Here is a 13,807-nt window from a genome sequence, read left to right as displayed (position 1 = left end):
GTTAACCCTTCGCGGTCAAAACAGGATCGAGTGGAATCGCCGGCTTGTCGCGATTCAGGAGAAAGATCGGATCGACGGCATTGCTGAACAGTTTCCTGCTCCTTGCCGAAGCGGTCGTCTACTTCAGCGTCATGGTGACGCTTTTCCACTTCAGGAAGCGCATCGGCCTCGGCGTCTTCGTCTGCGCGCTTGGCGTCATGCACTTCCTCGAGACCTACCTCGCCAGCGTCTTTTACGTCGCCTTGCCGTTCGGCATGGTCTCGCCGGGCTCGGCGGTGCTGTTTTCCGGCAAGCTGGTCATGCTTTTGCTGCTCTACATGAAGGAGGACGCCGCCACCGTCCGTCAGCCGATCTATGGTCTGCTGCTTGGCAATGCGCTGATGATCGGGCTGGTGCTGCTGTTGCGCCTGCACGCCATCGCCCCGCTGTCCGATGGCAGGCTCCCCGACATCGGTTTCATCGACGAGATGGGCTGGCTGATGGTGTGGGGCACGACGCTGCTGTTCGTCGACGCCATCCTGATCATCCTGCTTTATGAAAAGCTCGGGCGATACCTGCGCAAGGCACAGTTCGCGCGCATCCTGATTTCGGTCGCCTGCGTGCTCACCTTCGACCAGGCGGGGTTCTTCGCCGCGCTGCATTTCGTCGCCGGCGCGCCGATCGCGGTGTTTTTCGGCGGCTGGTTTGCCAAGATGGTCGCCGCGCTGACCTACAGCACCATGCTCGTCGCCTATCTCAGATGGTTCGAAGAACGCCAGATCGCGCTACCGCGCGGCCTGACCGACATCTTCGACACGCTGACCTATCGTGAGCGCTACGAAGCGCTGGTCGAACATGTCGGCCGTGACGGCCTGACCGGCCTGCTGCACAGGGGGCGCTTCGACAGCGATGGTGAAGCCGCCGTTCAGGTCAGCCTGCGAACGGCGAAGCCGCTCAGCCTGCTGATCATCGACGTCGACCATTTCAAGTCGATCAACGACCGTTTCGGCCATGCCGAAGGCGACAAGGTGCTGAAAGCCGTTGCGGCCCTGCTTGGCGAGGCAGCAAGTGCGGAAGACCAGGTGTTCCGGATCGGCGGCGAGGAATTCGCCATCCTCAGTTCGCGTCCGCACTCGGTCGCCAGGCTGTTCGGCGAGAGCATTCGCTATGCGGTCAAGGCCTCCGCCAACACCAGCCGCTTCGACCTGACCGTCAGCGCCGGCGTCTCCAGCGTCGGCGAAACCACGCGCTGCCTTGCCGATCTGTTCGCGCTCGCCGACCAGCGTCTCTACAAGGCCAAGTCGACCGGACGCGATCGCGTCGTTGGCGAGCCGGACGGCTACGAGGCCGATGCCGCCGTTGCATGGACCAAATCCGCTCAGATCTAGAGCACGGTCCCGTGAAGCTTACGACGACTTTTTCTGCCACCGAATGCCGGCCAAAGTAGAGACCGCCATCAGTGCGATCGCCAGCCATTTCAGTGCGGTGATGATCGGTCCGGCTTCGATGTCATAGGCTATGAACAGCAGGATGCCTGGCACCAGCAGGCCGCACATGATCAGCATGATGCGGTTGATCTGCCAGGACACTTTTGAGGCCAGCGCCTCGTCGCCGGGCGCGGCTACAAGCGCCGCACGCACCGCGTTGCTGGCCACCAGCACTGCCGAGAGGCGCATCGAGATCGGCAGGCCAAGCCCGATGATGAGGAAGGCGCAGGCCGCCAGCAGCAGCGAAAACTTCAGTGCGCTGGTCTCGGCCGGAACGGGAAACAGCACTGTCGCCAGCGGCAGGAAGACGCCGAAAATGCCGAGCGAAGCAATAGTGATGAAGATCACCGCATTGACGATCGTGAACAGCTGGTAGGTGCCGGCGCCGATCGGTTCGGAGAGCGTCCGCATGCGCGCCCATTCGGAGTCTGTATAGGAAAAACCCGGCCATTCCATGCGCCCGTCGCTGATCGCGACCATGCCCTTGGCCCAGAAGGCCAGCCGCGCCAGCGCGCTGCTCGTCATGCCAACCATTGAGACCCCCGCCCGAATGATGCTCGGCGCAGCATAGCACCACGACGAGGCAAGGCGACAGTCAGGCGTCGGCGTTCAGCCAGTGCTTACTGGAACCCGATCGCGTCAACAGTGCCGGTCGGGCACCCGGCCTTGTTGGTCGGCACCGAAGCCAGCAAGAGGTCCTTGAGCGAGCTGTCGGGCCCGATCGGGCCGGCAAGGCCGAGCGTCAGTTCGCCGATCAGCCGCCTCCCGCTCGAAGGATCGATGACGCAGGAGACCCGCACCCGGTCCCCTGCCCCAGCGCCAAAGGCGCTATCGAAGGCGCCACGGATCTGGTCCGCCGTCAGCTTGCCGCCGATGTTCTTGGCAAAGAGATCGCGCACCGGCGAGCTGTTCACCGCGCGCATCAAATTGAGCGCGTCGGAGAAATAGTCCTGCTGGCTCTTGCCGTAGCAAGTGCCGTGCTTGATCCATTCATGCCGCTCGAGATGGGAGGCGGTACCCGGCATCACCTGGTCGAGTTCCGTGCGGGTGCTGGCATCCAGATTGACCGGTGGCAGGTCCTTCCAGTGGGCCGGATTGTCATTGGCCTTGTCGCTCGCTGTCGCCTGGCAATAGAAATTGCCGTTCGGCTGCGGCCACAGCCCGTGCAAGGTGAAATGCGTAGCGTCGAAATCGCCGGCGCTCTGCGCCTTGCATTCGGTCTTGCTCGACTTGGTCTCGCAGAAGGCCGGCTGCCAGCTCAGCGCGAAGACATATTCAGGCTTTCCCGACGCCGCCGGCTTGCCTTGCCCACCAGGTGCTGCCGGCACTGTCGCGGCGCTGCTGCCGGAGACATGGCCGCAGCTGACCTTCACCCAGCGGCGCTCCGGATCGGCGCCCGGCACCAGGATGAGATAATGCGTAGGCGCATCCTTGTTGCCGGCAAGCAGCTGGTAGCTCTGTCCAGCATCGGTCGAGACGTTGCCCGGATTCTTGCCATTCTTGATGGCTTGCGTTGCCGGACAGGCCGCATCGGCGACGAAGGTGCCCCTCATCTTGACGTCGGCACGCGCCACACCGGCCAGCGAGGCCGCCAGCATGGCCAATCCGAAAACAACACCAATGCGCATAGGAATCCCCGGCTGAAGAAAGTGGGCGACAGACTGAAGCTGTCTCCATGTCAGAATTGCGATATTTTGCTGGCCAAACGCAAGAAACATCGTCGCGGAAAGTCAGGCAGGGTGGATTGACGCAAAACCGGTGCCGGCGCAAACAAAGCCGGCGCCACGATGGCGGCAGAGCCTGGAGACCGAGCGGCATGTCATTCAGCCAGCAGCGCGTGGTTCGCTCGCCGACCGGCGCCAGCCTCAATCTCTTCGTCAGGCAGGCCGATGGCAGGCCACGTGCCGTCGTGCAGATCAATCACGGGCTGGCAGAGCACGCCGCGCGCTATGGCCGCTTCGCCGATTTTCTTGGCCCGCGCGGCTACCACGTCTATGTCCACGACCATCGCGGCCATGGCGCCACCAAGGCGCCCGATGCGCCACTCGGCAAATTCGCCGACCAGGATGGCTCAGCCAAGGTGATCGCCGATGTCGGCGCCGTCCATGATCTCATCGCCCGCGAACAGCCGAACTTGCCGGTCATCCTTTTTGGCCATTCGATGGGTGCGTCCGTGGCGCTGAACTTCCTGTTGCACCACTCGCCACGCGTTCATGCGGCCGCGATCTGGAACGGCAACTTCTCGCAAGGCCTGCTCGGCCAGCTGGCCCTGGGCATTCTTGGCTGGGAACGGATGCGGCTGGGCTCGGATGTCCCATCGCGCCTGCTGCCGAAACTCACCTTCCGGGCCTGGGGCAAGGCCGTGCCCAATCACCGCACGCTGTTCGACTGGCTGTCGCGCGACGAGGCTGAGGTGGCGAAGTACATTGCCGATCCGCTCTGCGGCTGGGATGCCTCGGTATCGATGTGGCGCGACGTCGTCGGCATGGCGCTGAATGGTGGCAGGGACGCCGGCTTTGCCGGCATCAGGCGCGATCTCCCAGTCAGCGTCGTCGGTGGCGAGAAGGATCCCGCCTCGGACTACGGCAAAGGGATCACCCATCTTGCCAATCGCATGCGCATGATGGGGTTTTCGAATCTGGTTTCAAAGGTTTACGCCGACACCCGCCACGAAAGCCTGAACGAGGTCAACCGCGACATCATCATGGACGATTTCGCGGCCTGGGCCGACGGAGTGCTAAAATAAGGCCAAAGCGGTGCGAATCCGCATCGAACTGGCACCTTGGCCCATTGCAAGGGCCGTGACAGCCACCGCCGGGCTTGATAGAGCCTCTGCTTTCGCAGCAATCAAAGTGATTGCAGCAACCACGGTGATTTATGGCCAAACCCCCACTGAAAGGCGTCCGCGTCGTCGAACTCGCTCGCATCCTTGCCGGACCTTGGGCCGGGCAATTGCTTGCCGATCTCGGCGCCGATGTCATTAAGGTCGAGAGCCCCGATGGCGGCGACGACACCCGCAAATGGGGCCCGCCCTTCGTCATGGGCAAGGACGGCGAGAACCTGTCGGCCGCCTATTACCACTCCTGCAATCGCGGCAAGCGCTCCATCGCCATCGACTTCTCGACGCCCGAGGGTGCCGAGACGGTGCGCCGGCTGGTCGCGACGTCGGACGTGCTGATTGAGAACTTCAAGCTCGGCGGCCTCAAGAAATATGGCCTCGATTACGACAGCCTGAAGACGATCAACCCTCGCCTCGTCTACTGCTCGATCACCGGCTTCGGCCAGGATGGTCCCTACGCGCCGCGCGCCGGCTATGATTTCATCATCCAGGCCATGGCCGGCATGATGTCGATCACCGGCGAGGTCGGCCGCGAGCCGCAAAAGGCCGGCGTCGCCATCTCCGATATCTTCACCGGCCTTTATTCGGTCATCGCCATTCAGGCGGCGCTTCGCCATGCCGAACAGACTGGCGACGGCCAGCACATCGACATGGCGCTCTTCGACACCCAAATCTCGGCGCTCGGCAACCAGAACCTCAACTATCTCGTTTCCGGCAAGTCGCCGGTGCAGATGGGCAATGCGCATATGAACATCGCGCCTTACGAGGTGGTCCCGGTCAGGGATGGTCACATCATCCTGGCGGTCGGCAATGACGGCCAGTTCGTTAAATTCTGTGCCGCCGTCGGGCTCGACGATTTGCCCGCAAATCCCGACTTCGCCACCAACCCTGCCCGCGTCACCAACCGGGTCAAGCTGCGCGAGCACATGATCGAGGCGCTGAAGATTTTTGATCGCGACCCGCTGCTGGCAAAGCTGGAGGCGGCCAGCGTGCCGGCGAGCCCGATCAACACGATCGGCCAGATGTTTGCCGACCCGCAGACGATCGCGCGCGGCATGCGGCTCGACCTTGACGACGGCCAGGGCAATCTTCTGCCATCGGTGCGCGCACCGATGGTGATGTCCGGCACGCCGCTCGTCTATGAGCGTCCCTCGCCGCGCCTCGGCGAGCACACGCAAGAAATCCTTGCCGAACTGGAGAAGTCTGGACAATGAAGACTGGCGGACAACTGATCGTCGACGCACTCGAAGCCAACGGCACCGACCGCATCTATTGCGTGCCTGGCGAATCGTACCTGGCGGTGCTCGACGCGCTGCACGATTCAGCGATCCGCACCATCGTCTGCCGCCAGGAAGGCGGCGCCGCCATGATGGCCGATTGCCACGGCCGCCTGACCGGCAAGCCCGGCATCTGCTTCGTCACCCGCGGGCCCGGCGCTACCAATGCGTCCGCCGGCATCCACATCGCCATGCAGGACTCGGTTCCCGTCATCCTGTTCATCGGCCAGGTCGCCAGCCACGCCAAGGAGCGCGAGGCCTTCCAGGAAGTCGACTACAAGCGTTTCTTCGGCGACATCGCCAAATGGGTGGTCGAGATCGACGATGCCTCGCGCATCCCGGAATTCGTCACCCGCGCCTTCGCGGTGGCGACATCGGGCCGCCCCGGCCCGGTGGTCATCTCGCTTCCCGAAGACATGCTGACCAGTGTCGTCGAAGCCCCCATCGCCTTGCCGCACACATCGGTCGAAACCCGGCCTGGCGAAGCCGAACTCGACGCGCTGGAGGCATTGCTGGCCAGGGCCAAGCGGCCATTCGTCATCCTCGGGGGCACCCGCTGGGATGCCGAGGCCGTGGCGCAGATGCGCACGATCGCCGAAGCGTGGTCGCTGCCGGTCGGCTGTTCCTTCCGCCGCCAGATGCTGTTCGACCATCTGCATCCGAACTATGCCGGCGATGTCGGCATCGGCATCAATCCGAAGCTGGCCACCGCGATCAAGCAGGCCGATCTCGTGCTGCTGATCGGCGGCCGCATGGGCGAAATGCCGTCGTCCGACTACACGCTGCTGAAAAGCCCCTACCCCGACCAGACGCTGGTCCATGTCCATGCCGATGCCGGCGAACTCGGCCGCGTCTACCGGCCGACACTGGCAATCAACGCCTCGCCTTCGGCCTTCGTTCAAGCCTTCGCCAAGCGCAGGCCGGCCGCCGCGCCCGTCTGGGCAGCCGAGACGCCAAAGCTGCATGCGGCCTATCTCGACTGGTCGACGCCGCCGGAGAGCGGTCCCGGCCCGGTCCAGATGGGGCCGATCATGAACTACCTCGAAAAGGTGTTGCCCGACGACGCCATCCTCACCAACGGCGCCGGCAATTACGCCACCTGGGTGCATCGCTTCCACCGCTCGCGCCGCTTCGCCACGCAGGCAGCCCCGACGTCAGGCTCGATGGGCTATGGCACCCCTGCCGCGGTCGCCGCCAAAGGGCTGTTCCCGGATCGCATGGTGGTTGCCTTTGCCGGCGACGGCTGCTTCCTGATGAACGGGCAGGAATTCGCCACCGCCGTCCAGTATGACCTGCCGATCATCGTCGTCGTCGTCAACAATGGCATCTACGGCACCATCCGCATGCATCAGGAGCGCGAATATCCCGGCCGCGTCGTTGCCACGGATCTCAGGAACCCCGACTTTGCGGCCTTGGCCCGCGCCTATGGCGGCCATGGCGAGACTGTCGAGAAGACCGCGGATTTCGCTTCCGCCTTCGAGCGTGCCCGCGCCAGCGGCAAACCGGCGATCGTCGAGATCAGGCTCGACCCCGAGGCGATCACGCCGACCCGGACGATGACCCAGATCCGCGACAAGGCCTGAGCACCAACGGCATGGGTCGAACAGCGTCGCGTCCCCTCCATCCTACCGGACGGAGGGGACGCTGTTCCTTAACTTCGAGGTAATTCAGTCCCCCAGTCCCCCGGGGCGACGTTATCCTACTTCGCCTTTTCGATCTGGCCGCGGATCTCACCGTCCTTGTTGGCGGCGGTGTGGACGTTGACGTAGTATTTGCCGGCCTCGAGGTCAGCGGCCTGCGCATCGGTCAACGTCTCCGATCCCTTGATCGGGCTCTTGAGCTTTTTGAACGGGATGACGGGTCCGGCGTTTTCACCCATCGCCGCCGGGCCGTGAATGTGCGCGGCCGTCGCCGGCCCGCTGAGACCGGAATATTTGACGTTCCAGCTGAGCTTCTTCTTGGCCGTATCGAACGTGAGAGTGGCCGTGCCTTTGCCCTTCGTTGTGACGGGCGGGCTCTGCTGGCCGCCATCGAGCGTCGCAGTGAACTTTTCCGTGTCGGCCAAGGCCGGCGAGACAAGGAAGATAGAAACAGTGACGGCAAGTGCCGAAACGATCGGCGAAATGGACTGCATGCGCATTTTAGAACCTCCGTTGGATGAAACACCCTGCGGCCCCCCAGCGCATGGATACATCACCACAACGATCTACCGGCCAAAAGTATCCTCGGCGCACGCATATGTGATGACGACCGATAAAGAGAGAGGCGGTTGCCCGCCCCTCCTGGGATTATCCAACTCAAAGCTGCGACGGCGCCTCCGCCTCGCTGCCTAGGCGCGCCTCGGAGACGGTCAGACCGCTGCCAGCGCCTGCGTCAGGTCGGCGATCAAATCGTCCGGATGCTCTACACCGATCGACAGCCTGACCGTGGTCTCCAGCACGCCGATACGTTGGCGCACGTCGAAGGGTATCCCCGAATGGGTCATGGCTGCTGGGTGGCTGGCCAGCGATTCCGTTCCGCCGAGGCTTACAGCCAGTTTGAATATCTGCAGGCCGTTGAGAAAGGCGAAAGCCGCCTTCTGTCCGCCGCGTATGTCGAAGGAGAAGGTCGAGCCGGCGCCGCTGCACTGTGCCTTATAGGCGCGGCCGGCCGGCGTATCCTCGCGCAGGAACGGCAGGTAATGCACCTTCTCGACCTTGGCATGATCGCGCAGGAATTCAGCGACCATGCGCGCATTGTCGTTCGCCCGCTCCATGCGGATCGACAGCGTCTCCAGCGAACGGCCAAGCATCCAGCAGGAATGCGGGTCGAGCTGCGTGCCGATCGCGCCGCGCAGCGCCTTGATCGGCTTGGTGACCGCCTTGCTGCCCATGGCGGCGCCCGCGATCAGGTCGGAATGGCCGCCGACATATTTGGTCAGCGAATAGACGGATACATCGGCGCCGTGTTCGATGGGCCTCTGGAACACCGGACCAAGCAGCGTGTTGTCGCAGACGATGATCGGCGCCGACCCTTGGCGCGCGCCGATTTCGTCTGCGATCTTGCGCATCAGCGCGATGTCGACCAGGCTGTTGGTGGGATTTGACGGCGTCTCGATCAGGATGACCGAGACACGGCCCTTCGCGACTGCAGCGTCGGCTGCCGCGCGCACGGCCGTCTCGTCGACGCCGTCGGCGAAGCCGACAGCGCCGATGCCGAAGCCGGAAAGCGTGCGCGTCAAAAGCGTCTCGGTACCACCATAGAGCGGCTGCGAATGCAGGATGACGTCGCCCGGACGAGCATAGGCGAGAAGTGTCGTCGCGATCGCCGACATGCCTGACGAAAACAGGATGCAGGCATCCGTCCCCTCATAGATCGCCAGCCGATCCTCGACGATCTCACTGTTGGGATGGTTGAAGCGCGAATAGACCAGACCGGACGCCGTGCCGCTCGGCGGCTCCTTGCGGCCGGACGTGTAGTCGAAGAAGTCGCGTCCCTCTTCCGCCGACTTGAACACGAATGTCGAGGTCAGGAACACCGGTGGCTTGACCGCGCCCTCCGAAAGCTGCGGATCGAAGCCATAGCTCAGCATCAGCGTCTCCGGATGGAGCTTGTGGTTGCCGATATGGGTTTTCGACGGGCGTGGCGCGGGCATGGCTTTTTCCTGCTTCTTGGAGGAGTGTCGCACGGCAATTTATGCGATCCCGATCGCGCAGTCCTTGCTATTTTTGGGCGCACATGGCTGCATCCTCGCAACAAATTGCCGGGAGAGGCCGAAAGTGCAGCAAAAGATAGCCGATGATTTCGACCGCAGGATTCTCCAGGAACTGCAGGCCGACGCCCGCATCACCAACAACGAGCTTGCCGAACGGATAGGCCTGTCGCCGTCGCCCTGTCTGAGGCGGGTGCGGCGGCTGGAGGAGACCGGCGTCATCAGAGGCTACACTACGCTGGTCGATCCGGCCGCCTTCGGCTGGAGCATGGTCGCCATCGCGACCGTCCGGCTCAGCCGTCAGAACGAGGACGAGATCGTCATGTTCGAGGACGCGATCCGCGGCTGGGAAGAGGTGCTGGAATGCCACCTCGTCACCGGTTCGCGCGACTATGTGCTGAAGGTGGTGACGGGCAGCCTCGAACAGTACGAGCGCTTCATCAAGGAAAAGATCGCGCGGCTGAAATGCGTCGCCTCGATCGAGACCAGCTTCGTCATGAACACCATAAAGGAACGGCGCCTCTGACAGAGGCGCCGTTCGTCAATATCAAGATATTGCCGGCTGGGCTTACTTGACCGCCTTGTCGGTGATGGCGGTGGTGTAGGCGCCTTTCGGCTCCTTGGTGATGATCTTCTGGTCGAGCAGCGCCTTGGCGGTGCGCTCGTAGGTCGCCGGATCGAGCTTGCCGTCGGCATTGTCGATCAGCTTGGCGATTTCGCTCATCATCCGCTTCTGGTGGTTCTCGTCCTGGCCGCCACCGTCCATGACGATGCCTGCCGCCTCGTCATTGTTGTCGACGGCGTATTTCCAGCCCTTCATCGAGGCGCGCACGAAACGCACCATCTTGTCCTCGAACGCCGGATCCTTGAGCTTGTCTTCCGATGCATAGAGCCCGTCCTCGAGCAGGTCGTTGCCCATCGCCGAATAGTTGAACACGGTCAGCTGTTCCGGCTTGTAGCCGGCGTCGATCAGCTGCCAGTATTCGTTGTAGGTCATGACCGAGATGCAGTCGGCCTGCTTCTGGATCAGCGGCTGCACGTCAAAGCTCTGCTTCAGAACGGTGACGCCATCCGGGCCGCCTTCGGTCTTCAGGCCAAGCTTGTTCATCCAGGCGTAGAACGGATATTCGTTGCCGAAGAACCAGACGCCGAGCGTGTGGCCCTTGAAGTCGGCTTCGGTCTTGATCGGGCCGTCCTTCGGGCAGACCAGTTCCATGCCGGCCTTCTTGAACGGCTGGGCGATGTTGACCAGCGGCACGCCCTTTTCACGAGCGGCCAGCGCACCGCCCATCCAGTCGACGATGACGTCGGCGCCACCGCCGGCGATCACCTGCTCGGGCGCAATGTCGGGACCGCCCGGCTTGATGTCGACGTCGAGACCTTCGGCCTCGTAGAAACCCTTGGCCTTGGCAACATAGTAGCCGGCAAACTGGGCCTGCGTGACCCATTTCAGCTGCAACGTCACCTTGTCGGCGGCCATTGCCTGGAAAGCGCCTAGCGACATTGCGCCGGCCAGGACAGGAATAATCAGTCTTTTCATCTTTTTACCCTCTGAAGTTAGTACCCTTAAACCCACCGCCCTATCCACCACGGACAGAGGGATGCCAAAACGTGACGGCTCTTTCGACAAGAGCGACCACGCCATAAAAGACCGAACCCGCAAGTGCTGCAACTGCGATTTCGGCCCAGACCATGTCGATGTTCATCCGCCCGACCTCGGTCGAGATGCGGAAGCCCATGCCGACGACAGGCGTACCGAAGAACTCGGCGACGATGGCGCCGATCAGCGCCAGCGTCGAGTTGATCTTCAGCGCATTGAAGATGAAGGGCGCTGCTGCCGGCAGCCGGAGTTTCAGCAGCGTCTGCCAGTAGCCCGACGCGTAGGTGCGCATCAGGTCGCGCTCCATATGGCCGGACGCGGCGAGCCCAGCCACCGTGTTCACCAGCATCGGGAAGAAGGTCATGATGATGACGACGGCCGCCTTGGATTGCCAATCGAAGCCGAACCACATGACCATGATCGGGGCGACGCCGATGATCGGCAGCGCCGAGACCATGTTGCCGATCGGCAAGAGCCCGCGGCGCAGGAACGGTACGCGATCGGCGAGGATCGCGGTGATGAAGCCGGCACCACTGCCCACGACATAACCGAAGATCACCGCCTTGAAGATCGTCTGCCGGACATCGGCGCCGAGCACCGGCAGCGAGCTGGCGATGCGCGCGCCGATGGCGCTTGGCGGCGGCAAAAGGATGAAGGGAATGCCGGCGCCCCGCGTCACGGCTTCCCAGATGATCAGGATCCAAGCGCCGAAAATGGCGGGGATGATCAGGCGCAGCGCGCTCCGGGCCCAGTTCGCCATCGGGCGAAGCCCCGACAGGACGGCGACGCAGCGCCAGCCGAGCAGCCAGGCAGCCGTGAGCAGCAGGAAGTACGGCGCCAGAGCCGTACCTTCGAAACCGGTTATGCCCGATATCAGCAACCATGCGACGAGGTGAGCGCCGGCAAACAGCACCACCGCCTCTGCAAGGGGCGGAATCCTGGTCATCGAGATCAGCGCCGCGAGCACGGCCAGGCCGAAGATCAAGCCCTTCGTTGTGAGATAGGGGTAGTTGAAGCTGACTGCCGGGTCGGCAAGCGCTGCCGCTTCCGGCTTCGACATCGCGCCGAGCGCCACGGCGATCAGGCAAAGCGCGATGGCGAGCACCGCTTGCCACGAGGGTTTCAGCCAGTTCATGCCGGCCTCCCGCCCATGGCGCGGTCGACGATACGCCCGGCAATGCCGACCACCATGACCAGAAGTGCGGCCACCACCGAACCGGCGACCAGCGCCGACCAGATGTCGATAGACTGGCTGTAATAGGCGCCAGCCAGTAGCTTGGCACCGATGCCGGCGACCGCACCGGTCGGAAGTTCGCCGACGATGGCACCGACCAGGCTCGCCGCCACGGCCACCTTCATCGATGTGAACAGGAACGGCACCGAGGCCGGCACGCGCAACTTCCAGAAGGTCTGCGACGCGCTGGCATTGTAGGTGTGCATCAGGTCGAGATGCATGATCTCCGGCGAGCGCAGGCCCTTCACCATGCCCACGGTCACCGGGAAGAACGACAGATAGGTCGAGATCATCGCCTTCGGGATGAGCCCGGTGATGCCAACCGCCGCCAGCACGACGATGATCATCGGCGCCACCGCCAGGATGGGAATGGTCTGCGAGGCGATGATCCAGGGCATCAAGCTGCGGTCGAGCGTCGCCACATGCACGATGCCGACGGCGATGACAATGCCGAGCCCCGTGCCGAAAGCAAAGCCAAGCAGCGTCGACGACAGTGTCACCCAGGCATTGTAGACGAGGCTGCGGCTCGACGTGACGGGGCGCAGAAAGGTGTTCTCGAAGAAATTGACCGCCACCTGATGTGGCGCCGGCAGCGTCGGCTTCGGCTGCGACAGCGTCTTGCCGATGAATTCGCTCAAGGCAGGGGTTTCACCGGCGCGCCGGTCGAGATCGCGCTGGAACGGCGTGTTGAGGATAACGGCGAAAACGTACCAGAGCACGACCACGCCAGCGAGGATCGAGGTCACCGGAACGAGCTTGTCGCGGAAGCTGTCCATCTAGCGCACCGCCTCAATCTTCATAACTGTGCCCTGCCCGCAGACCATCCCGGACGCGGGCTGCGATCGCGAGGAATTCCGGCGTCTCGCGGATGTGGAGCGGCCGCTCCTTCGGCAGCGTCGATTCGATGACATCAGTAACGCGGCCCGGACGTGGCGACATGACGACGATGCGTGTCGACAGATACACGGCTTCGGGAATGGAGTGGGTGACGAAGCAGATGGTCTTGTTGGTGCGTCCCCACAGTTCCAGCAATTGCTTGTTGAGGTGGTCGCGCACGATCTCGTCCAGCGCGCCAAATGGCTCGTCCATCAACAGAAGGTCGGCGTCGAAGGCCAGGGCCCGGGCGATTGACGCGCGCTGCTGCATGCCGCCAGAAAGCTGCCAAGGATATTTCTTCTCGAAACCTGAGAGGTTGACGAGGTCGAGTGTGCGATTGATGCGCTCCGCCTGCTTCGCCTTGGACAGGCCCATGATCTCCAGCGGCAGCCCGACATTGCGCTCGATGGTGCGCCACGGAAACAGCGCCGCGGCCTGGAAGACATAGCCATAGGCGCGTTTCTCACGCGCCTGTTCGGGCGTCATGCCGTTCACCGAAATCGTCCCCGAGGTTGGCTTCTCCAGATCGGCGATGACGCGCAGCAAGGTGGTCTTGCCGCAGCCCGACGGCCCGATGAAGGAGACGAACTCACCCTTGCCGATGGTCAGGTCGACATTGGACAGCGCCTGCACCGGCCCATCATTGGTTTGGAAGGTCAGTCCGAGTTGGCTTGCCGCGACGACGGCTGGCGAAATCCCCGTCATCGCTTGCTGCCTGCCTGTTCCCGCCACAGCGGCGCCGACCGGAATCCGATTGCTTTTATTGCGATGTTGTTTTCCACTCGCCCCTGTCCCATCGGCCTCAGTCCCACTAATTTGTCCCC

The 13,807-nt window shown here is 63.1% G+C and carries 13 protein-coding genes; 5 read left to right on the top strand and 8 right to left on the bottom strand.

Features of this window, described 5'->3' with window-relative positions; all coding sequences use genetic code 11:
- The first annotated feature begins 80 nt into the window (after positions 1-80).
- Entirely contained in the window at positions 81-1,367 is a 1,287-nt protein-coding gene (locus tag AC1DYW_RS16795) for a GGDEF domain-containing protein (RefSeq protein WP_457151701.1), read from the top strand.
- A gap of 18 nt (positions 1,368-1,385) precedes the next feature.
- Here the strand turns inward: AC1DYW_RS16795 and AC1DYW_RS16790 are convergent, their stop codons facing one another.
- Together AC1DYW_RS16790 and AC1DYW_RS16785 are read right to left on the bottom strand one after the other, a co-directional pair.
- Positions 1,386-2,000: a hypothetical protein gene (locus AC1DYW_RS16790; RefSeq protein ID WP_477226966.1), complete on the bottom strand. Its 615-nt coding sequence runs from the start codon at positions 1,998-2,000 to the stop codon at positions 1,386-1,388.
- Between the two features lie 86 nt (positions 2,001-2,086).
- The gene (locus AC1DYW_RS16785; protein WP_477226965.1) at positions 2,087-3,094 is read right to left on the bottom strand and encodes a ribonuclease T2 family protein; all 1,008 of its coding nucleotides are present in this window, start codon (positions 3,092-3,094) and stop codon (positions 2,087-2,089) included.
- Positions 3,095-3,282: 188 nt separating this feature from the next.
- Between AC1DYW_RS16785 and AC1DYW_RS16780 the strand changes: the two genes are divergently transcribed.
- The 3 genes from AC1DYW_RS16780 (at position 3,283) to AC1DYW_RS16770 (ending at position 7,165) form a co-directional block, all read left to right on the top strand.
- Positions 3,283-4,212 (top strand): alpha/beta fold hydrolase, encoded by a 930-nt coding sequence (locus tag AC1DYW_RS16780; RefSeq protein WP_457151704.1) that lies wholly within the window; start codon positions 3,283-3,285, stop codon positions 4,210-4,212.
- Positions 4,213-4,343: 131 nt separating this feature from the next.
- Positions 4,344-5,519, top strand: a complete 1,176-nt coding sequence (locus tag AC1DYW_RS16775) for a CaiB/BaiF CoA transferase family protein (protein ID WP_457151705.1) — start codon at positions 4,344-4,346, stop codon at positions 5,517-5,519.
- Complete coding sequence (locus tag AC1DYW_RS16770) at positions 5,516-7,165, top strand: thiamine pyrophosphate-binding protein (RefSeq protein WP_477226964.1); 1,650 nt, start codon at positions 5,516-5,518, stop codon at positions 7,163-7,165. Before AC1DYW_RS16775 ends, AC1DYW_RS16770 begins: the two co-directional genes overlap by 4 nt.
- Positions 7,166-7,281: 116 nt before the next feature.
- Here AC1DYW_RS16770 and AC1DYW_RS16765 read toward each other — a convergent pair whose 3' ends face one another.
- Together AC1DYW_RS16765 and AC1DYW_RS16760 are read right to left on the bottom strand one after the other, a co-directional pair.
- On the bottom strand, positions 7,282-7,722 hold the full coding sequence (locus tag AC1DYW_RS16765; protein ID WP_477226963.1) for a CHRD domain-containing protein: 441 nt from the start codon (positions 7,720-7,722) through the stop codon (positions 7,282-7,284).
- Positions 7,723-7,932: 210 nt separating this feature from the next.
- A complete protein-coding gene (locus AC1DYW_RS16760; RefSeq protein WP_477226962.1) occupies positions 7,933-9,216 on the bottom strand; it encodes a cystathionine gamma-synthase family protein in 1,284 nt (427 codons plus the stop codon).
- A gap of 124 nt (positions 9,217-9,340) precedes the next feature.
- Between AC1DYW_RS16760 and AC1DYW_RS16755 the strand changes: the two genes are divergently transcribed.
- Positions 9,341-9,799 carry an Lrp/AsnC family transcriptional regulator gene (locus tag AC1DYW_RS16755; RefSeq protein WP_457152357.1) on the top strand — a complete coding sequence of 153 codons (459 nt, stop codon included), beginning with the start codon at positions 9,341-9,343 and terminating at the stop codon, positions 9,797-9,799.
- 42 nt (positions 9,800-9,841) lie between these two features.
- On the opposite strand, the gene AC1DYW_RS16750 is transcribed toward AC1DYW_RS16755, so the two are convergent.
- From AC1DYW_RS16750 to AC1DYW_RS16735, 4 genes are read right to left on the bottom strand one after another with little or no spacing between them, the layout of a single operon-like run.
- A complete protein-coding gene (locus AC1DYW_RS16750; RefSeq protein ID WP_477226961.1) occupies positions 9,842-10,813 on the bottom strand; it encodes an ABC transporter substrate-binding protein in 972 nt (323 codons plus the stop codon).
- A 40-nt stretch (positions 10,814-10,853) separates the two neighbouring features.
- On the bottom strand, positions 10,854-12,008 hold the full coding sequence (locus tag AC1DYW_RS16745) for an ABC transporter permease (protein WP_477226960.1): 1,155 nt from the start codon (positions 12,006-12,008) through the stop codon (positions 10,854-10,856).
- Entirely contained in the window at positions 12,005-12,883 is an 879-nt protein-coding gene (locus AC1DYW_RS16740; RefSeq protein ID WP_477226959.1) for an ABC transporter permease, read from the bottom strand. Before AC1DYW_RS16740 ends, AC1DYW_RS16745 begins: the two co-directional genes overlap by 4 nt.
- A gap of 13 nt (positions 12,884-12,896) precedes the next feature.
- Positions 12,897-13,688 carry an ABC transporter ATP-binding protein gene (locus AC1DYW_RS16735; RefSeq protein ID WP_477226958.1) on the bottom strand — a complete coding sequence of 264 codons (792 nt, stop codon included), beginning with the start codon at positions 13,686-13,688 and terminating at the stop codon, positions 12,897-12,899.
- Positions 13,689-13,807 lie beyond the last annotated feature (119 nt).

The sequence above is a fragment of the Mesorhizobium sp. P2_D5 genome, from assembly GCF_056404355.1.
This window is presented reverse-complemented; position numbering and strand designations above follow the sequence as displayed.

What these genes read in the sequence shown, in the direction of transcription:
- AC1DYW_RS16790 (WP_477226966.1), bottom strand. Translation starts at nt 2,000, where the DNA reads ATGGTTGGCATGACGAGCAGCGCGCTGGCGCGGCTGGCCTTCTGGGCC.
- AC1DYW_RS16785 (WP_477226965.1), bottom strand. Translation starts at nt 3,094, where the DNA reads ATGCGCATTGGTGTTGTTTTCGGATTGGCCATGCTGGCGGCCTCGCTG.
- AC1DYW_RS16780 (WP_457151704.1), top strand. Translation starts at nt 3,283, where the DNA reads ATGTCATTCAGCCAGCAGCGCGTGGTTCGCTCGCCGACCGGCGCCAGC.
- AC1DYW_RS16775 (WP_457151705.1), top strand. Translation starts at nt 4,344, where the DNA reads ATGGCCAAACCCCCACTGAAAGGCGTCCGCGTCGTCGAACTCGCTCGC.
- AC1DYW_RS16770 (WP_477226964.1), top strand. Translation starts at nt 5,516, where the DNA reads ATGAAGACTGGCGGACAACTGATCGTCGACGCACTCGAAGCCAACGGC.
- AC1DYW_RS16765 (WP_477226963.1), bottom strand. Translation starts at nt 7,722, where the DNA reads ATGCGCATGCAGTCCATTTCGCCGATCGTTTCGGCACTTGCCGTCACT.
- AC1DYW_RS16760 (WP_477226962.1), bottom strand. Translation starts at nt 9,216, where the DNA reads ATGCCCGCGCCACGCCCGTCGAAAACCCATATCGGCAACCACAAGCTC.
- AC1DYW_RS16750 (WP_477226961.1), bottom strand. Translation starts at nt 10,813, where the DNA reads ATGAAAAGACTGATTATTCCTGTCCTGGCCGGCGCAATGTCGCTAGGC.
- AC1DYW_RS16745 (WP_477226960.1), bottom strand. Translation starts at nt 12,008, where the DNA reads ATGAACTGGCTGAAACCCTCGTGGCAAGCGGTGCTCGCCATCGCGCTT.
- AC1DYW_RS16740 (WP_477226959.1), bottom strand. Translation starts at nt 12,883, where the DNA reads ATGGACAGCTTCCGCGACAAGCTCGTTCCGGTGACCTCGATCCTCGCT.
- AC1DYW_RS16735 (WP_477226958.1), bottom strand. Translation starts at nt 13,688, where the DNA reads ATGACGGGGATTTCGCCAGCCGTCGTCGCGGCAAGCCAACTCGGACTG.